Annotated in this window: 27 protein-coding genes and 2 pseudogenes; 17 read left to right on the top strand and 12 right to left on the bottom strand. The window is 61.7% G+C overall.

The window, feature by feature from the left end:
* Nucleotides 1-9: 9 nt before the first annotated feature.
* The 8 genes and pseudogenes from U0025_RS25325 to U0025_RS25360 all read left to right on the top strand — a co-directional run bounded on the left by U0025_RS25325 (nt 10) and on the right by U0025_RS25360 (nt 4,628).
* A complete protein-coding gene (locus U0025_RS25325; protein ID WP_004213296.1) occupies nt 10-852 on the top strand; it encodes a universal stress protein in 843 nt (280 codons plus the stop codon).
* A gap of 154 nt (nt 853-1,006) precedes the next feature.
* Nucleotides 1,007-1,201, top strand: coding sequence for a TraR/DksA family transcriptional regulator (locus U0025_RS25330; RefSeq protein WP_004213295.1), 195 nt, complete (start codon nt 1,007-1,009; stop codon nt 1,199-1,201).
* Between the two features lie 18 nt (nt 1,202-1,219).
* Nucleotides 1,220-1,453, top strand: a complete 234-nt coding sequence (locus U0025_RS25335) for a cold-shock protein (RefSeq protein ID WP_004213294.1) — start codon at nt 1,220-1,222, stop codon at nt 1,451-1,453.
* 350 nt (nt 1,454-1,803) lie between these two features.
* Nucleotides 1,804-2,013 (top strand): annotated as a pseudogene (locus U0025_RS25340) (DUF6884 domain-containing protein); the annotation flags it as partial.
* A gap of 256 nt (nt 2,014-2,269) precedes the next feature.
* The gene (locus tag U0025_RS25345; RefSeq protein WP_006953903.1) at nt 2,270-2,527 is read left to right on the top strand and encodes a hypothetical protein; all 258 of its coding nucleotides are present in this window, start codon (nt 2,270-2,272) and stop codon (nt 2,525-2,527) included.
* A gap of 221 nt (nt 2,528-2,748) precedes the next feature.
* The gene (locus tag U0025_RS25350; protein ID WP_004213291.1) at nt 2,749-2,970 is read left to right on the top strand and encodes a hypothetical protein; all 222 of its coding nucleotides are present in this window, start codon (nt 2,749-2,751) and stop codon (nt 2,968-2,970) included.
* Nucleotides 2,971-3,067: 97 nt separating this feature from the next.
* Complete coding sequence (locus U0025_RS25355; RefSeq protein WP_004209467.1) at nt 3,068-4,099, top strand: IS110 family RNA-guided transposase; 1,032 nt, start codon at nt 3,068-3,070, stop codon at nt 4,097-4,099.
* A 289-nt stretch (nt 4,100-4,388) separates the two neighbouring features.
* Entirely contained in the window at nt 4,389-4,628 is a 240-nt protein-coding gene (locus U0025_RS25360) for a hypothetical protein (protein WP_004213290.1), read from the top strand.
* A 17-nt stretch (nt 4,629-4,645) separates the two neighbouring features.
* On the opposite strand, the gene U0025_RS25365 is transcribed toward U0025_RS25360, so the two are convergent.
* From U0025_RS25365 to U0025_RS25385, 5 genes are all read right to left on the bottom strand, one after another.
* The gene (locus U0025_RS25365) at nt 4,646-4,906 is read right to left on the bottom strand and encodes a hypothetical protein (RefSeq protein ID WP_225870704.1); all 261 of its coding nucleotides are present in this window, start codon (nt 4,904-4,906) and stop codon (nt 4,646-4,648) included.
* A gap of 32 nt (nt 4,907-4,938) precedes the next feature.
* Complete coding sequence (locus tag U0025_RS25370) at nt 4,939-5,196, bottom strand: helix-turn-helix domain-containing protein (protein WP_080604562.1); 258 nt, start codon at nt 5,194-5,196, stop codon at nt 4,939-4,941.
* Between the two features lie 216 nt (nt 5,197-5,412).
* Entirely contained in the window at nt 5,413-5,802 is a 390-nt protein-coding gene (locus U0025_RS25375) for a hypothetical protein (protein WP_157225255.1), read from the bottom strand.
* 7 nt (nt 5,803-5,809) lie between these two features.
* Nucleotides 5,810-6,133 (bottom strand): type II toxin-antitoxin system PemK/MazF family toxin, encoded by a 324-nt coding sequence (locus tag U0025_RS25380; protein ID WP_004213284.1) that lies wholly within the window; start codon nt 6,131-6,133, stop codon nt 5,810-5,812.
* A complete protein-coding gene (locus U0025_RS25385) occupies nt 6,130-6,354 on the bottom strand; it encodes an antitoxin MazE family protein (protein WP_037492488.1) in 225 nt (74 codons plus the stop codon). The genes U0025_RS25380 and U0025_RS25385 overlap by 4 nt, the downstream gene beginning before the upstream one ends.
* A 428-nt stretch (nt 6,355-6,782) precedes the next feature.
* Between U0025_RS25385 and U0025_RS25390 the strand changes: the two genes are divergently transcribed.
* The 9 genes from U0025_RS25390 (at nt 6,783) to U0025_RS25430 (ending at nt 13,212) form a co-directional block, all read left to right on the top strand.
* Nucleotides 6,783-7,517 carry a sigma factor-like helix-turn-helix DNA-binding protein gene (locus tag U0025_RS25390; RefSeq protein ID WP_006953917.1) on the top strand — a complete coding sequence of 245 codons (735 nt, stop codon included), beginning with the start codon at nt 6,783-6,785 and terminating at the stop codon, nt 7,515-7,517.
* Nucleotides 7,507-8,205: a recombinase family protein gene (locus U0025_RS25395; protein WP_004213279.1), complete on the top strand. Its 699-nt coding sequence runs from the start codon at nt 7,507-7,509 to the stop codon at nt 8,203-8,205. Before U0025_RS25390 ends, U0025_RS25395 begins: the two co-directional genes overlap by 11 nt.
* A gap of 393 nt (nt 8,206-8,598) precedes the next feature.
* Nucleotides 8,599-8,913: a single-stranded DNA-binding protein gene (locus U0025_RS25400; protein WP_004213277.1), complete on the top strand. Its 315-nt coding sequence runs from the start codon at nt 8,599-8,601 to the stop codon at nt 8,911-8,913.
* 107 nt (nt 8,914-9,020) lie between these two features.
* The gene (locus U0025_RS25405; RefSeq protein WP_007016081.1) at nt 9,021-9,272 is read left to right on the top strand and encodes a helix-turn-helix transcriptional regulator; all 252 of its coding nucleotides are present in this window, start codon (nt 9,021-9,023) and stop codon (nt 9,270-9,272) included.
* Between the two features lie 9 nt (nt 9,273-9,281).
* Nucleotides 9,282-9,629 (top strand): hypothetical protein, encoded by a 348-nt coding sequence (locus U0025_RS25410; protein ID WP_004213276.1) that lies wholly within the window; start codon nt 9,282-9,284, stop codon nt 9,627-9,629.
* Nucleotides 9,630-9,659: 30 nt separating this feature from the next.
* Nucleotides 9,660-10,418: a ParA family protein gene (locus tag U0025_RS25415; RefSeq protein ID WP_004213275.1), complete on the top strand. Its 759-nt coding sequence runs from the start codon at nt 9,660-9,662 to the stop codon at nt 10,416-10,418.
* Nucleotides 10,415-11,440, top strand: a complete 1,026-nt coding sequence (locus U0025_RS25420; protein ID WP_004213274.1) for a ParB/RepB/Spo0J family partition protein — start codon at nt 10,415-10,417, stop codon at nt 11,438-11,440. Before U0025_RS25415 ends, U0025_RS25420 begins: the two co-directional genes overlap by 4 nt.
* Before the next feature lie 190 nt (nt 11,441-11,630).
* The gene (gene mobC / locus U0025_RS25425; protein WP_004213273.1) at nt 11,631-12,182 is read left to right on the top strand and encodes a plasmid mobilization relaxosome protein MobC; all 552 of its coding nucleotides are present in this window, start codon (nt 11,631-11,633) and stop codon (nt 12,180-12,182) included.
* A complete protein-coding gene (locus tag U0025_RS25430; RefSeq protein ID WP_004213271.1) occupies nt 12,169-13,212 on the top strand; it encodes a relaxase/mobilization nuclease domain-containing protein in 1,044 nt (347 codons plus the stop codon). Before mobC ends, U0025_RS25430 begins: the two co-directional genes overlap by 14 nt.
* Nucleotides 13,213-13,388: 176 nt before the next feature.
* Here the strand turns inward: U0025_RS25430 and U0025_RS25435 are convergent.
* The 7 genes and pseudogenes from U0025_RS25435 to U0025_RS25465 form a co-directional block, all read right to left on the bottom strand.
* Nucleotides 13,389-13,763 (bottom strand): annotated as a pseudogene (locus U0025_RS25435) (prolipoprotein diacylglyceryl transferase); the annotation flags it as partial.
* Between the two features lie 46 nt (nt 13,764-13,809).
* Nucleotides 13,810-14,196, bottom strand: a complete 387-nt coding sequence (locus U0025_RS25440; RefSeq protein WP_004213269.1) for a rhodanese-like domain-containing protein — start codon at nt 14,194-14,196, stop codon at nt 13,810-13,812.
* 36 nt (nt 14,197-14,232) lie between these two features.
* Nucleotides 14,233-14,982: an MBL fold metallo-hydrolase gene (locus U0025_RS25445; protein ID WP_004213268.1), complete on the bottom strand. Its 750-nt coding sequence runs from the start codon at nt 14,980-14,982 to the stop codon at nt 14,233-14,235.
* 19 nt (nt 14,983-15,001) lie between these two features.
* A complete protein-coding gene (locus tag U0025_RS25450; protein WP_004213267.1) occupies nt 15,002-15,781 on the bottom strand; it encodes a sulfite exporter TauE/SafE family protein in 780 nt (259 codons plus the stop codon).
* Nucleotides 15,778-16,221 (bottom strand): DUF6691 family protein, encoded by a 444-nt coding sequence (locus tag U0025_RS25455; RefSeq protein WP_004213266.1) that lies wholly within the window; start codon nt 16,219-16,221, stop codon nt 15,778-15,780. Before U0025_RS25455 ends, U0025_RS25450 begins: the two co-directional genes overlap by 4 nt.
* 3 nt (nt 16,222-16,224) lie before the next feature.
* Nucleotides 16,225-16,650 (bottom strand): YeeE/YedE family protein, encoded by a 426-nt coding sequence (locus tag U0025_RS25460; protein WP_004213265.1) that lies wholly within the window; start codon nt 16,648-16,650, stop codon nt 16,225-16,227.
* 2 nt (nt 16,651-16,652) lie between these two features.
* Complete coding sequence (locus U0025_RS25465) at nt 16,653-16,973, bottom strand: ArsR/SmtB family transcription factor (RefSeq protein ID WP_007016076.1); 321 nt, start codon at nt 16,971-16,973, stop codon at nt 16,653-16,655.
* Nucleotides 16,974-17,123 lie beyond the last annotated feature (150 nt).

The raw sequence follows: 17,123 nt of genomic DNA on the forward strand, positions 1-17,123 counted from the left end.
AGAGGGCTTATGAACCGCATATTGGCCTGTATCGACGCATCCACCTACGCGACCAGCGTCGTCGATCTGGCGGCCTGGGCCGCTACCCGGCTCGGGGCCGATGTCGAGCTGCTGCACGTCGTCCAGCGCAAGGATGCCGTGGCATCGCGCAACGATCATAGCGGCGCGATCGGCCTCGGTGTCAAAAGCGAGCTGCTGGAAGAGCTGACCCGCATCGAGGAAGCGGCGGGGCGTCTTGCCATCGAGGAAGGGCGCATCCTGCTGGACGCAGGCGGCACTCGCTTGAAGGAGCAGGGCATCACGGTCGCGTCGATGCACCTGCATGGAGGGATCGTGGAGACGATCGTCGAGCGTGAAGCCGATGCTGCATTGGTCATCATCGGCAAGCGCGGCGCGTCGGGCGAGTTCGCGACCGACCATATCGGCTCCAAGGTCGAACGGGTCGTGCGTGCCAGCGACAAGCCGGTGCTGATCGCCTCACGCGAAGCCAAGGCACCTGACGCGGTGGTGATCGCCTTCGACAACAGCCCCGCCGCCTGCCGCGCTGTCCGTCATGTCGCTACCTCGCCGCTGTTCGGTGGTTTGCCAGTACACCTCGTCATGGCGGGGCCGGATGATGGCAAACACCGCGACCAGCTCGGCGCAGCGGCAGCAACGCTGCCCGCCTGTTCCGAAACCGTCCTGCGTGACGGCAAGGTCGATGCGGTGATCGGCGATCATATGGCGGCGCATCCCGGCGCGATGCTGGTGATGGGTGCCTATGGACACTCGCCGCTTCGCACCCTGATCGTCGGCAGCACGACGACAACGATGATCCGCACCGTTCGCGCCCCGGTACTGTTGGTACGCTGACATAGCCGGGGACGCGCCGGACCTTGATGCGCGGCGTCGGCAACTGCTGGCGCTTCGCGATCAGCTCGTCGCCGATGATGCGGCGGCCGAGGAAACGCGCGCCCCGGTCACGCTCGATCAGGAAAGCGTCGGCCGCCTGTCGCGGATCGACGCCATGCAGGTGCAGGCAATGGCACTGGCGGCGCAGCGGCACCGGCAAGCCGAATGTAGCCGCATCGACGCCGCACTGATGCGGATCGACAGCGGCGATTATGGCTGGTGCGTCCGCTGTGGTGAGGAAATCGAGGCCAAGCGCCTCGATCGTGCGCCCGCGACGACGATGTGCCTCGCCTGCGCCAAGGAGGGCTAGGCCCGAAAGGAAGGCATCATGCCGACCGGAACGATCAAATACCTCGACCGTGGTGGGGCCTGGGGCTTCATCTCTCGTGACGACAAGCAGCCCAAGGTCTTTGTCCACGTCCGAGCGGCGGAGCGCGCCGGGTTCACTGAGCTACGGCGCGGGCAGCGATGGCGCTTCACGCTCGTCGAGCGCCCCAAGGGCGGGTTTGAGGCCGATGATCTGGAAATGCTGTTCGACGAACCGCCCCCGCCCGGACGATAAGCAGTTTCCCAAAAACGAAGGTCGAGTGGGACGGCTGACGGCGGCAAGGCGCGCTCGATGGCAACGAGGTGCCATTTTCCCGAAATGTGTTCCCGATTGGCTTTTCCCGAAACTGCCCGGTGCAGATGGAGAAACGGGACAGCCTATGGCCGTCTGATCGACCTCCCGCTGGCGGTCGAAGTTGTTGGCAGACAGCGTGAGTGCGACGCCTCGTTTGCGAGCAGCGCCGGATGAGGGCGAGCACATTGGCAGCTAATTTGAGCACGGCGCCACGCGCCAGTGGCAGATAGCGTGAGCAGGAAATCGCGCTGTTGGCGAGCAGACGCCGCTACGATTGCGAGCCCCTACAGCTAGGCGCGATGAAGGCAGGCGCGCGCCGCCTTTGGGGCGCGCGCGTGATCGAAGCAATGGCCGAGCAGATCGACGCCGCCGCGCCGCTGATCGTTCTCGCAGGCCGCAACTATCGCGATCCCCTTTGGCCGCAGATCGAACGGCGCGCATCGGTTCCGATGGAGGGGCTTGGAATCGGTCAGCAGCTCGCTTGGTTAAGCGACAACTGAAAGCGAGAATTGTCGCGGTCCATGCGCAACGTCGCGCGATGCGCTTCGAGGGGGCATCTGTTTGTCGCGCCGCCCTTTCAATCTATCCAACGCCATTTGGCGTTGTGAGTTTGAGGATTATAGGCCCATCAACGGCCCAAGCCCCCCGGTAGGGCCGCCCACTCCCGGCAAGCGCAAATGGCGTAGTTTGCGCTTGCCGGGAGACCAGTTGCCCTCTCTATATGGCAAGGTGACTGCCCCCACACCGACAGCGCCCTTGTGGACCCAAGATCAGGCCATCGCCTATGAGGCAGCCCTTGAGGCCATCAACGATGTTATCGCCGGTTACAGCGAGCAGATCGCGCTTGAGCATGGTCGCGTTGTGCCGAACACGGCGCGGATCGCTTGGCTCGAAATGCGGACGGATCAGGCATCGGCCACCGGCCATGCGCTCAATGTGATGGATGATGAGAATGTCCGACAAACGCTGCTGGAATACAGCGCGATCGTTCGGGCGCGAGACGGCGCAGGGTGAAGGTCCGCCCGATGGACGGGCGTTAGTTCGTTAAATCCCCCCGTCAGTGTCTTCCTAGCATGAGGGCTGCACCAGGCCGCATCAAGGATCGGCGGTTCCCCCAATTTGCTGCGCAAATCGGCTCCCCCACCGCCCGCTACCGCGGCCGCTTCGCGGTCCCTGACAGCCGGCGCCGGTGCCCATGCCGGGTGTCTCCCGTCACCAACGAGAAGGAGAACCGGATGCACATCAAATTGTTTAGAGCACTGAAAGCGGCTAATCTGTCCGACGACGCCGCAGCGGAAGTTGTAGAGGCTATTGAGGAGTATATCGCCGTGAAGGTTCAGGAGGCGAACAAGGGAATCGAAAGCAAGCTGACGGCACAGACTTGGGTCATCGGCAGCGTCGGTTTCGTCCTCGCAGTCATCGGCCTCGCGCCCGCTTTCATCAAACTGTTCCAGTAAGACAAAGGGAGGCTTCGGCCTCCCTTATGGGATGGCCCGCCCCTTTTCACCAGCATCAGGTATGATGCTGGTGCTTGAAAGGGAAAGGAGCGGACCGATGTCTATTGTGATCCTTGGCGTTGATTTGGGCAAGAATGCCTGCAGTGTCGTAGGCGTTGATGCAGCAGGCGCTGTCATCGTGCGTAAGTCGATGCGCCGACAGACACTTATCGATTACGTGACCAAGCTTCCGGCTTGCGTGATTGCAATGGAGGCGTGCTGTGGTGCCCACCACCTTGGTCGACTTTTCGCCGCGCAGGGGCACGAAATCAGATTGATGTCGCCGGAGTACGTGCGCCCGTATGTTAAAGCGCAGAAGAATGATGATCGTGATGCGGAGGGGATTGCCGAGGCCGCCTCGCGCCCGACGATGCGCTTCGTCGAACTCAAGACTCAGGAGCAGTTGGACATCCAGACCCTCCACCGCGTCAGGTCCCGCCTGGTAGCCGAGCGCACAAACCTCATCAACCAACTGCGGGCGATCCTGCTGGAGCGGGGGACCATTTGCCCGGCCGGACGGCGCAAGCTGGAGCTGGGCATTGATGCCATGCTGGCCGCCGAAGATACGACCCTATCACCACGCTTGAAGCAACTGGTGGGTGAACTGCGTGCCGAATGGCACGAACTTGATACCAAGGTCGAGGCACTGAACGGCGAGTTTGTCGAACTGGCTCGCAATGATGCAGCTGCCCGGCGGCTCACGTCCATCCCCGGCATCGGTACATTGAACGCAACCGCTTTGATTGCAGCCGTGGGCGATGCCAGCAGCTTTGCCAAAGCGCGAGACTTGGGTGCCTGGCTCGGCCTGGTACCCAGGCAACATACTACCGGCGGCAAGCCCCGGCTGCTCGGCATCTCCAAGCGTGGCAACACCTATTTGCGCACTTTGCTCATCCATGGCGCCCGGGCAGCATTACCGTCACTGGCGCGCAGCGAAACCCCGCTGGGACGTTGGTTAACAGGAATGATCGAGCGAGGAGTTCATCGCAACGCAATCGTCGTCGCATTGGCGAATAAACTGGCGCGGATCGCTTGGGCAGCCCTCCGCAAAGAAGTGAGCTTCGAACGCGGCTATCCAGCAGCGGCATAACGGATCGGCTGCGTGCTTCTGCACGCGTAGCCCAACGATGTTTGCAGGAAGGATCGTGAAGATGGCCTGACAGTCGATCGGCGTCTGGAAAGCCCGGGCAAAAAAATGGCACCTGTTGCCGGTTCCCTTATTGTGGCTCCAGACGTGCGGATGTCCATCTTGGCCACGGGATGCTCCCGTGAGACCGCATACGTTGACGCAGACTGATCAGAACACCGTAAAATCCTACTTGCAAACGGGGCGGGCCATACGTTTTTTGCCGAACCGCCTGATTGTCAGGAGACGCAAATTGACCGACTTCGCACAAGCACGGCTCGATATGTTCGAGAGCGGTTTATTCGGCCAGGGCAATGCTTTCTGGCGCTGGATCGCAACGGACGAGGCGCGGCCCTATCTGGCCGCTTTCGCCGCCGATCGCGCGCCACCCAGCGGAAGCGAGTTTTTCGCGGCCGATCTTACCGCCGAGGATCTACTTGCTTCCGATCACCTGGCTGAGCTGGCCCAGAAGATCGAAGCGGCTCACGGCTAGCGCCGTGCGCGCCGGGGCTATTTGCGAGCAGATGTGCGCTGTTGCTCCGCCACGTCGCGGATCATAGCTGCCCAGCATCCCAAGATCATGCCCTCTTCATTATCGACTTCGCTTGTGGCGACCGCATAGATACCCAGCAAGTTTGCAACCTCGCTCGCCTCGACAATGCCTTGACGCGCAAGCAGCGTGGCAAACATCGAGAGTGCTCCCCCCATTGCCCGCACCAGCGGCGCATCTTGTAGCAGTCGGTCAAATTCGCGGGGCGGGTTACTGGACATAGATTGTTCCGATCAAATAAAGCGACTGCCTTTCAGGACTTGTCGCGGGAAGTGCTATCCGCTGCCAATAATTCGACAGCCGATAATCCGAAAGCATCGGCAAGGCTCTCCAAGGTGGCAAGCGTTGGATTACCATGTCCGCGCACCATGTATGAAATATGTGACGCCGCAACGCCCGAGCGTTCGGACAACTCCCCTTGAGTTATGCCTAGTTTCTTTAGTTCGCGAGCGATGTTGGCCCCGAGCTTGGTCATCAACGGCGATGTTCGTTTCAGGTATATGGTTGGCATCGTGTTTGCGTCCTTCTCGCTAGGTGTAGCGGACTGCAATGATGATTGGCCGGACGCGCAATAAAGGGCGGTTTCCAGCTCACATTACGTGAGACGGACCGGCGCGGCAGGCGCACGATCATTGAGATGCAGCGCATGATCGGTGAGACGGAGGCACATTGTTGATCCGCCCGCGCGCGATACCGGAAACTGACAATCCGACCGATCGGTCGGGCCTCAATCGTAGCATGCCAAGTCCCTGATTGTCCGTCGAAGACAACGCAGATGATGCTTCATGAGTTTGATGTCATGAGCATAGTCCGGCTCGTGGCGGAACTCGAAATCGGGGTCAATATGGAGGGTGTTGCGGGCAATGCACTCGAACAGGTTGATGCCGTCATATGCGGCGACGACATGGGCGATGCTGTCCGCCAAATGGTGGATCGGCGATCCCGGCGCGTCTTGGTTCTGCATCCGATGAATATGCCGGTGGATACCGAGCAGCAAGTCGGTTCGCATGTAGCTGTTCAAGAGCAGCAGCGAATGGCCAGGTGAAACCGGAACCGCGAAGCCCATCCTGTCCTTGGGAGGATAGAGGCCGTTATCAGGGGGAGCCGTCTTCGGCATTGCTGGATCAGGCAATGGCGAAGAAGACGGCCAGCGCTCGCGTAACCGCCAGCATGGCTTCGGCATCGAGATGGCCGATCGTCGCCCCAATCTTGTCGCGCTTCACCGACATCGCCTTATCCACCATGACCTGCGACCGCTTCCTCAAGCCATTGGTCGGTGTCGGATCGATCGTCGTACGGATCAGGGGAGCGTCAACCAGCGTTCCCGATACCAGCAGTACAGTGATGGTGCCGGTCTGGTCGAACTGGTCCGACTGGATGATGAGGGCGGGGCGCGGTTTGCCAAAGTCGCCGGGCAACGCGATCGTCACCAGGTCGCCCCGGTTCACGCCTCGCCTTCGGGGTCGAGATCGATCAGGGCCGCATCCATGAAGGCGTCCAAGTCATGGTCCGCCGCGTCGGCTGCTGCGACCACGAGCGCCTGTCGCCGACATTCCTCCGCGAACCCCGGTCGTCGGGTATCAGGAACCCATATCTGGATCGGCCGCAGACCGGCCGCACGCAGGGCGTCACGACGCTTCTGGACTCGCTCTGTGACTGGTGACGGCACCGGGATTACTCCAATCAAACTTGTTACATGTAACGTAATCGGTATTATTGCCCGTCGCAAGGAAAACGTCCGGTTTTCTTGCGGCCGGTGGAAGCCCTTGCCCCGGCCGGTTTTGACGCCAAGAAACCCGATCCCGAAATCAACGCCTGCTTGGTCCGTGGCAACCAGCTTTTCTGGCGGTTTCGGACATCGGGCGCGAGCGGATCAACAATGTGCCTCCGTCTCAGCCAATCTGCGTCCGCTGAGGCCCATTATTGCGCGTCCGGCCAATCATCATTGCAGTCCACTACAGCTAGGCGCAGAATGTCGGCACGGGCAGCATGGCGCAATAGGGTTGCTCAAGCAGCTATTTGCGCCATGGCTTTCGCGCCTAGCGCAGATGGTATAGATTGTGCGCCATATTTGGACGAGCGAGGTTCAAACCCTGCATGGACGGTCAGGACGACGCGATGAAATCGGCCATGGAGCTGTTCGCAGCTCGGCTTGCAAAGCGCGATGTAGAGAGGCCGATCACCGACCATCGAACCGTCGAGCGGTTGATCGCGATGCTGGAACCGCATGAGCAACAGGTTGTCCGCTTGCGGATCGGGCTTGGCCCCTCTCCCGCGCTCACTCTTGCCGCGACTGCAAAGATCGTCGGTGTGTCGCCAAGCCGCATCGGCCAAATCGAGGACAAGGCATTCCGAAGGATCAGATGGGTCTGCAACAACATAGACATTCACGATCGTTCGGCGCTGGATGCTTTGATCGCGCGCAGGCGTGATGAAGCGGCTGAGGCCGAGCGGATCAGGAAACGCGATGCCTTGCAAAAGGCGCTAGATCAGGAGCGGAAGCGCAAAGCCAAGCAAGACCGGGACGAGGTCAGGCGAGCGAAGGCGCGCGATTCCGCTTGGAACCGCAAACTACGCGTGGCGCAGGCTGAGCTTGATCGGATGAGATCCGACGCTCAGTTTTTTGCCGAACAGATCGCTCAAATCGAGCAGCGCGCTAATTGGCTGAGGGCAATTTTGCCGCGCGACCGCCAATTGGCGGCGCTGCGCGAACAGGCCGATGAAATCCGCGATGCGATCGCGAGCGCAGAAGCCAGCATATCCAACATGCTGGCCTCGCCCCCGGATGGTCCCCAGCTAGGCAAGGAAGCTTCAACAAACGATGGCCACTGATATTGAGCCGTCCCCCGCCTTCGCGCCGCAGATCGGCCGCGTTTATTTGCGCGTCAGCACCGATGCACAGGACTTACGCCGACAGGATGCCATCGTAGCCGAGGCGAAGGCAGCGGGCTATTATGTCGCGGCAGTCTATCGGGAGAAGGCATCGGGTGCCCGTGCCGACCGCCCCGAGTTGCTGCGTATGATTGCCGATCTTCAACCCGGTGAAGTGGTGATTGCCGAGAAGATTGACCGGATTAGTCGTCTTCCCTTGGCCGAGGCCGAGCAGCTGGTTGAGACAATTCGTGCGCGAGGCGCGCGACTTGCCATTCCCGGCGTCGTGGACCTGTCCGACCTCGCGGCCGACGCCGAGGGCATCGCCCGCATCGTGCTCGAATCTGTTCAGGCGATGCTCTTGAAGATCGCCCTGCAGATGGCTCACGACGATTACACCGATCGCCGCGAGCGACAGCGCCAAGGTATCGCCTTGGCAAAGGCCGCAGGGCGCAGCGGAGGGCGCAAAGGCGATCGGGCAACGCACGCCCGCATTGTGGCATTGCGCGAAGCGGGCAAGAGCATTGCCAAAACGGCAGAGCTGGCCGATTGCGACCGCAGCACCGTCAAGCGGGTGTGGGCGGCCCATCGTGCCGCCCAGGTGCAAGAACCCAGCCCTCAGCGAAATCATCGTGAGCGGAACCGCTGATTGCCCTTTCTGTTCGGCTTCAAGCCGGTGGCAGCTGCCACCGGCAGTCCCCTGCTCGCGTCAACGGACTGCCAGCTACGGAAAGAGCGGCGGAGCCGCGACAGGGTTTTCCAATCCCCGCCGTGCCGATCGAGCGCAGCGACCTATGGGTGCCAATGGCCAGTGGCAGCTGCCACCGCCGCCAGTCCAAATTGCTGCATCTACTCGGGCCGTTTCCTTTGGGCGTTGCTGTCTGACGGATACGAACTCCACATCGCCACTAATGCGGGCAAGCAGAAAACCGGCCTTCGGCCTTGGGTTTCCGCAAGCGGACCCTCCCATTTTCAGCTTGCCCGCGTAGCTCAGCTCCGCCGCAAAAAATCCGTCAGCAACGCTTATCCAAAGGAGACTACCATGCAGAACATCGCTGAATTTCGGATCATCGGCCGCGTTGGCAGTGTCGATACGACCGATAAAGTCACCCATGTTTCCGTCGCCGCGAACTACAACCGCAAGGATGGCGATGAATGGAAGACCGATACGCACTGGAACCGCGTGACGTTCTTCCGCCAGCTGGCAGAGCGCGCCGCTGACTTGGGCAAGGGCGACCTGGTTCACATCACCGGACGGGTCCGCCAGAACAGCTACGAGAGCAATGGCGAAACCCGCTACTCGGTGGACCTGATCGCTGAGGGGCTGGGTATCTTGGTTCGGGGCGGGGCTGACTAAGCCCCCCCCCTTTCACCTAAAACGGGCGGCCTGGTGGCCGCCCTTTTTTGTGGACAATGCTTTTCACAGACCCTAACAAGAATAGGGTTTAACTACGTGAGGCATGTGTGGCAGCCAAACTGTTCAATCGTGTAGCGAGCTTGCGCGTCGCTTCCGGACTTACGCAATCCGAGCTGGCAGCGAGGATTCAAGTCTCCCCTGAAACAGTCGCGGCCATCGAGAACGGCAGACAGGACGCCACTTTGCTGACGGCGCTACGTATGTCGCGTGCCCTGCGAACCGAGGTGCCGAACATCTTCAGGGAGCAGCCTTTCCCTAAGCTGATCGGCTCCGAGCGAGGCGAGAGCCGAACAGCTTAGGAGGCCGCTATGCGCCGTGAGATTGCCAGCAAACTTCGGCGCGCAGCCAGCGTGCTACGGACTGTCATGCTTTGGGCATCGCTTGCCCTGTGGCTTGCGATCGCGGCAACCGCGCTGATCGTCGTCCTTGCAGTCGGACTCGCGGCCTATTTCGCTTTTGGCTGGCTAGGAGTGGGAGCCGTCGCCGTCTTCGTGCTGATCGTTTTCTTCGGCAAAGACCCACCAACCGAACAGACCGGCCCGCGCCGCAAGGGCAAGGGCCTCAACCTGAACGACGATCCGAACCCATGGTATATGCAGTCGCAGTATCGCTTCGGATCGGGAAACAGCGCCGCTCATAACCGCTGGCACAAGTAGCCCGTGGCGCAGCCATTGAAGGGATTCTCAATGCGAACAATCGTAGTGACCAATGAGCGCGGCGGCATCGGCAAGACCACGCTTACCTGTCATATTGCGTGGCATCTGGCCGAGCAGGGCAAGCGTGTCGTGGTCCTGGACCTGGACAAGCAATGCCACAGTGCCGGGATGCTGAAAGCCGAGTTCGAGCAGATCGGCCCGGTTCAGTCGATTCTTGACTTCGACCCGAACGAAGAACCTCCGGCGCTGGCCTGTTTCAAGAACACACGGCAGATCGTCGAGTTGACGACTGACAGCCCGCAGCAAGGCCAGCACATCGGCGCTTATGTCCGCGCCATTCGTGCCGGCCTTGCCAAGCACTACGACTACTGCGTGATCGACACTGCGCCCGCGTGGGATGGCCGGAACCTCATGGCGCTGATTGCGTCCGATTATGTCGCGGTCCCACTGGACCCCGACAAAACCGCGCGTCAGTCGCTCAACGAAATCTCGCAAAGCATCAGCCTTGCAAACAAGGTGCGCGGGGAGGGTAACGCGACCCGGTTCGGGATCGTGTTCAACCGCGTTCAGACAACGAGCGAAGTTTCAAAAATGCTGATGGACCGCATTGGGCAGGCGCTTCCTGCCAATGTGGTGCCGCACACCATTCCGCACCGCGAGCACATGCGCGAGGCGGCTTTACTCGAAATTCCCGTTTGGCGCTTGGCAAAGGACACGCGGCGTAGCGCGCCGATCGTGCGCGAAGTCGTCTCCTACATTGTCGATCAAGCTGAGAGGGAAGCCGCATGAGCAAGGCAGCTGTCAAACCGGCGAAGAAGAGCTTTGCCGACTTCGATATGGACGCGATGGACTTTTCGGCCGTCCCCGCGAATACCGAGTTCAAGGCAGCTGGACGGTTTCAGCGCCTTCCGCTCGATGACATTGATCCAGACCCCACGCAGGTTCGCCGGGAGTTCGACCAGGCCGAGATTGATGCACTGGCCGCAACCATCAAGGACCGCGGCTTGCTGCAACCCATCGTTGTCGCGCCAACATCGAACGGTCGCTACATCATCCGCTACGGAGAGCGGCGCTATCGCGCGTGCCGCCAGCTTGGTTTCGACCAGATCGACACCGTTCTGGATCAGGCGGACGCCGAGCGCGATATTGGCCTCGACCAGTTTCTTGAGAACGAGCAACGCCAAGCCCTAAGTCTGGCTGAGCGCGTCAGTTTCATCGCGAGCCGCGTCAGTGACACGCTCTCGACAAAGGATCTAGCCGCGCGCATCGCCAAGCCGCATTCGGAAGTGAAGCGGCTCTACTCGCTGCGCACCTTGCCCGAGGACATTCTTGCCGCGTTGAAGAATTGTTCTCCGCGTGCCGCCGTCGCGATCAAACACGCGATCGAGCTGGACGAGCAGGCCACGCGCAATTTCGTGGCAGCAAACGAAAATCCGACAGCCGCCGCCTGTGAGCAGTTTCTTGCTACGCTCCAAGGCAGCCCCGAGGAAGAGACCGCGCAGGCCGGTGCCGCTAAAGCGATCGACGATCCAGCGTCGCCCCAAGAATCGCGCGCCTTGGTGGCAGCTGCTACCAGTGCGACGGACGATCGTCGGGAGCGGCCTGAACTGGACGCTCACGACGACGAGCGGGAAGGGGAGGGGGCCGTGCTTGCCGATCCTTCCGATCACAAGCCGCGCGCCCCCCGTCAGCCGAAAGAGGCTACCGACGCACCGGCTATCATCATTCAGGGCCGTCGCGGGATTGTTCTAAGTGGCCAGGTCACGGTTCGGTTCGACGGCGAGGCCGCGCCCCAAACCTTCGACTTCTGATAGCTTTTACCGTCCACGTTCTCTCAGCATCGAGGCGACGTGGAATTTAGAGCGGTGGCAGTTGCCACCGCTTTTTGTTTGTGGGGTAGGTATCTACTTTATGGCAGGATAAGCCTTGCGGCGGCTAATGTTAACCGATACGCTCAATCCTATCGGATCGCGCTTCACGGTTGGGAGATACCTACCCCACATGGAAAAGACGCTGGGCTTCAAGATCGAGGCAACCAAGCTCGCAAAGATTGACGCGCTTGCGCAGACGAGGGGAGGGCGCGGCCCCTTCATGCGTCAACTGGTTGACGCCGTGCTCCGGCAGTCCGGGGCGGCCAGCGAGGCCGCACCTCTTGTTGACCGCGAGGCCGCTGGCGAGCATCGCCTTTATCTTCGGCCGACCGAAACCGAACTGGCCGTGATCCGCCATCGCGCAAAAGAGCGCCGCATGACCCCGGCGACCTGGGCCATGGCTCTTGTGCGGCGACACATCGGCATTGCCGCGCCTGTCGATCGCGAATTGCGCGAAGAGCTGTTGAATTGCCGTCAGGCGTTGCAGCGCATTGGGCGCAACGTGAATCAGATCGCCCGAGCCGCTAACAAGATGGCGCTGGCGGACAATGCAGCGGAGATCGCCGGCGAGCTGCAAAAGGTCAACGACCTGCGCGCGGCGATCGGCGCGGCCGTCGAAGGTATCGGCGCCGCTACGAAAGCTGACCTGTCCTATTGGGAGGTTTCCAGTGAGCGACTTTGATAGCAGCTTTGAGGCGGGACAGCTTGCCGCGCTGTTCAAACCAAAGCTGACCAGCGACCCGAACAGGCGCGGGGCCGATATGTTGCTGCGCTCGCTGAGTTCGAGGCGGGCAGGCCAGGGCGGGAGCACGCGGGCGCGGCTTGCTCGCGTTGTCAGCCGTGCCCCGGAGGTCATGGTCAAGGTTACGGGCAGGCCGAAGGGCAAGAACCACGCGGCTGCGCATTTCGACTATATCGGCCGGAAAGGCGATGTGCCGCTTGAAACGCGTGATGGCGACATACTGACTGACAAGGAAGCTCGGGCGGAGCTGGCGCGCGATTGGGGCGATCCTGTCTATTGGCGTGACAATTCTACCGTAGCCGCCGTGAGCATGGTTTTTTCGATGCCGGCAGGGACAGACCCCGACAAGGTTCTTTCAGCGGTGCGCGAGGTCGCGCGCAGCGAGATCGGGCATGAGTGGGATTACGTCCTGGCGCTGCATACGGACACACCGCGGCCCCACGTGCATGTGACGGTTGCCGCGCGCGGCGACACAGGGCAACGCTTCAACCCGCGACCTCAAACGCTGCATCATTACCGGGAGCGCTTTGCAGAGGAATTGCGGGCGAGGGGGGTTACTGCCGAGGCAACGCCTCGCGCAGCGCGTGGTGTCGGCCGAGCCGGTCAGAGCATGGCCCTGAATCGGATGAGGCAGCGCTACATGGCCGGCACCGCACCTGCGCCGTTTGCCAATCAGAAGATCACTGCGGCCGCGCGAGACCAGCTGGCGGGGCGGTCAACCGCTCCGGATTTCGTGGTGCGCGGGCGGCAGGCATGGAATGAGACGCAACACCGCTATCTAGCTGCCGCCAAGCGGCTTGAGACAAGCAGCGATCCAGCTGACCGCCAGCTTGCCGACCAGGTGCGGCAATTTGTGGGGGCAGGGCGAACGCCTACAATTCATGAGCGATCGGTAGCCGCGATGGAGCGGAAGCGGCAGAGCGAACGATCTAGGAACCGCGATCGTTCGCGGGAAGGGCCAGGACGATAGTTATTGGCCGTGCTTGGTCCAACCAACGCTGTTTGCACGTTCCAAAGCGACCAATGCGTCTGATACCGCCTTCTGTGCGACTAGAAGATAACCTTCGGCAATGCTGGGCCATGTTAGCTCATCGAACGGATTTGTGACGTTGCCGTTGAAATAGTCGAGAGCTTCATGAGCGCGTGCAGCCATTCGAGGCCGTGTCGTCGCGCGAACAGGATCAGCGCGAGCGAGACGCCAGCTGCACCCCCGTGGAACGACATGCCGCCGTCCCACAGCTTGAGGATTTGCAGGGGGTCGAAGATCATCTCAGGACCGTAAAAGATCACATAGCCGAGACGGCCACCGAGGATAACGCCCAACGTCGCGTAGAACACGAGATCGTCGGCTTGTGCGCGGTTCATCGGGGCCGCTGGTTGGGCCAGCAGCCGCAGCAGATACCACCACCCGGCAATGATGCCGGCGATATAGGCCAGCGAGTACCAGCGGATGTCGAGCGGGCCTATGGAGATGGCTATCGGGCTCAATCCGAGGCTGGCGAATGCGATATGGCTATCCAAGGATTGTATCCTGCCTGCGAGAAGCGGCGCTCGAGCGCGCCATGGGTTATTCCGGTGCGATTGAAGCGCCGGCATCCTTGAGCGCCGCAAACCCGCCGGGGACGTGGGCGACATTCTCCACGCCCATCTCCTTGAGTGATTTTGCGGCCAGCGCCGAGCGGGCGCCGGACCCACAATAGAGCACCAACCGCGATCCACTGGCGAGTTTGGCATTGTGGGTGGGGCTTTCAGGATCGACCTGGAATTCCAGAAGGCCACGCGGGACATGCACCGCACCAGCCACCAGCCCCGATTTTGCGACTTCCCCTGGCTCGCGGATGTCAACGAACTGGACCTTGGGATTGCCGACAAGTTTGGCTGCATCGTCAGGCGCGATAGTTTCGACAATCGCATTCGCTTCGGAAACCAGTTGTTTCGAGGTGCGTGTTGGCATCGACTTTCTCCTGTAAATGAACCTGTATCGGATGGCTCAGCCCTGCTCGGACTTGCCGCCTATCTGGCGCAGCATTTCCGGCAAATCTGTCGGGCAATCACCGCAAAGCTTGTTTGCCGGAACGGCAACGTCGATCTTCTTTGGGTAGGGAAGATCGAGAGCGGCCATGATCGCGACGAATTCCTGAACGGTCTTGCCCGCAAGGCGCGGGTTCCGTTCACGCTCCTGCGCCACTGTCGTGATGTGGCGATGATTGTAGTCGTGAGCCGGGTAGATCAGACCATCGCCCGGCAGCGTGAAAATCTTCTGCGTGACGGAGTGATAAAGGGTGGCGGCGTCACCGTTTTGGAAGTCGGTGCGGCCACAGCCGTCGATTAGCAGGGCGTCGCCGGTGAAGGCGCGAAGACCATCGGGCTGCTCAACCAGGTAGGTATGGTGGGCGTCGGTGTGCCCCGGCGTAAACAGCGGCTGAAGCTTGAGCGCGCCGACAGTCAAAGGCTGGTCCTCGGCGACCCCCACGTCAGCACAGGGAAGGCCGTCCATGGCGGGGTGCGCGATCTTGGAGCCGGTAAGGCTGCGCAGATAGCAGGCCGATGTGACGTGGTCCGCATGCACATGCGTCTCCAACGTATAAGCCAGTTCGAGATCCAGTTCCTGAAGCGCGGCAAGGTCGCGTTCGATCGTTTCGAGGACAGGATCGATCAGGACGGCTTTGCGCGTCTCCGGGCAACCGAGGAGGTAGGTGTAGGTCGAGGACTCCGGCTCGAACAACTGACGAAAGATCATGATCGGTCTCCAATGGTGTCTAGCCGCCGATCCCGCCCAGGCTGCGGAACAGCATGTAGGCGGCCACGGCCAGCAGGACGAAAGCGAAGATGCGGGTGAGCAAGCCCTTATGATCGGCGAGCCGGATGGCGGTTTGCATGCCGGCGACGCCGCCAGCGACCCCGCCAGCGATGAAGAAGCCGGCCACGCGCCAATCCACGAGTCCTGACAGGGCATAGTTGAGGGCTGTCGCCGATCCGAACGTTCCCACCGAAAACAGCGACGATCCGACCGCGTTGAGGATGGGCATGCCGCTGCCGAGCATGATGCCGGGCACAATCAGGAAGCCGCCGCCGATGCCGAAGAACCCTGACAGGAGGCCGGCGAGAAGGCCGATCGCCACGAGCCGCACAGCGATGGGGCGCGTGATCCGCACGCCCGGGTCGCCGCCGCCGGATTTGCCGCGCAGCATGGAAACCCCCACCACGATCATCACGCCTGCGAACAGCACCAGGAGATGCTGACCCGCCACCATCTTGCCCAGGGTGGAGCCGATCAGGGCGCCTATGACGCCCGATGCCCCGAAGACGAGGGCGCAGGGCCACTTCACGGTTCCGGCCCGGGCGTGCTGGATCAGGTTGGCGAAGGCATTGGCGGCCACCGCCAGCGCGCTCGTGCCGATCGCGACGTGCGGGTCCTTCATGCCCACGACATACAGCAGCAACGGCAGGGCAAGGATCGAGCCGCCGCCGCCGATCACCCCGAGGGTAAAGCCGACGACGACACCGGATATGAGCGTGAGGATGTCGACCGGCGTCATGGGTTTGCCCCGGGCCTGGCTGCGCGATAACGTTCCTGAAGGGCGAAGACGCCCATGCCCGCCAGCATCGCCACGACGAACACCAGCGCCGCCGGCGCTCCGAGGCTCAGGGCGACCAGGGCCGGACCAGGGCAGTAGCCGACGAGGCCCCATCCGACGCCGAACAAAGCCGCGCCCGAGAGAAGCTTCTTGTCCAGGGACCGGGACGATGGCCCATTGAACGCCGGTGCGAAAAGCGGAGCATCGCGCCTTCGGCCGAGTGCAAATCCCAACGCTGAAACCATGACGGCCGAGGCCAGCACCAAGGCAAGGCTCGGGTCCCACGACGGCGCGGCGACATCAAGAAACGCCAGAACCTTGCTGGGGGCTATCATGGCGGAGACGATCAGGCCGAAGCCGAAAATGAGCCCCGAGGCGAGCGCGATGAGCAGCTTCCTCATTGCTCAGAGTCCGATGACGTGTCGGGCGACGTACACAGTCGCGGCCGCTGTGATGAGGAAGACGCCTGTCGCGGCGAGCGAGCGGGGCGAGAGCCTCGCTATTCCGCAGACGCCATGCCCGCTGGTGCAACCACTCCCGAGCCGAGTCCCAAATCCCACCAGAAGGCCGGCTGCGATCACGACGGCGACTGGGGCCGGCGACGTGAGGTCCGGTAGCAGGCCGCCCGCCGCCCGGTAGAGCAAGGGCGCGGCGAGCAGGCCGACCAGGAATGTTGCGCGCCAGGCCATCTCGCCGCGGACAGGCGCAAGCACCCCGCCGACGATGCCGCTGATTCCAGCGATGCGCCCATTGGCGATCCACAGGAAGGAAGCCGAGAGGCCGATTAGCGCGCCGCCCACGATGGCCGAGAATGGGGTGAAACCCTCCATCGTCAGGATTCTCTGCTCTCAGCTTCGTCACCGGCGCAAAAGAGTGCGTAGAGTTCCGTCAGGATCGGCAGCACGCGCTCGGACGTGATGCGGTAGAATATCGTCGTTTTCTCCCGCCGTGTTCCGACCAGGCCTTCGTCGCGCAGCGTGGCCAGATGGCGGGACAAATTCGACTGTGTCAGTCCGAGGCGTTCGCCCAGATCGGTTACCGACAACTCCCCGCCGAGCAGGCTGCACAGGATCATCAGACGGTGCCGGCTCGCAAGCGAACGGAGGAACGCTTCCGCTTCGCCGGCCTTTTCCTCCAGAAGCTCCGGAGACATTTTAACGAGGGAAGGTGGCACAGTTGCTCCAAACATCTTATATGTAGCATATATGATGGAGTGGTGTTCGATCAAGCGCCAGCTAGGAGGTTCCCCCCGTGAGCTACTATTTCGCCAAGCCATCGAGGCTCCTTCGAAGCGCCGGAGTGC

It is taken from the genome of Sphingobium yanoikuyae (assembly GCF_034424525.1).
Taxonomy (GTDB): Bacteria; Pseudomonadota; Alphaproteobacteria; order Sphingomonadales; family Sphingomonadaceae; genus Sphingobium; species Sphingobium yanoikuyae.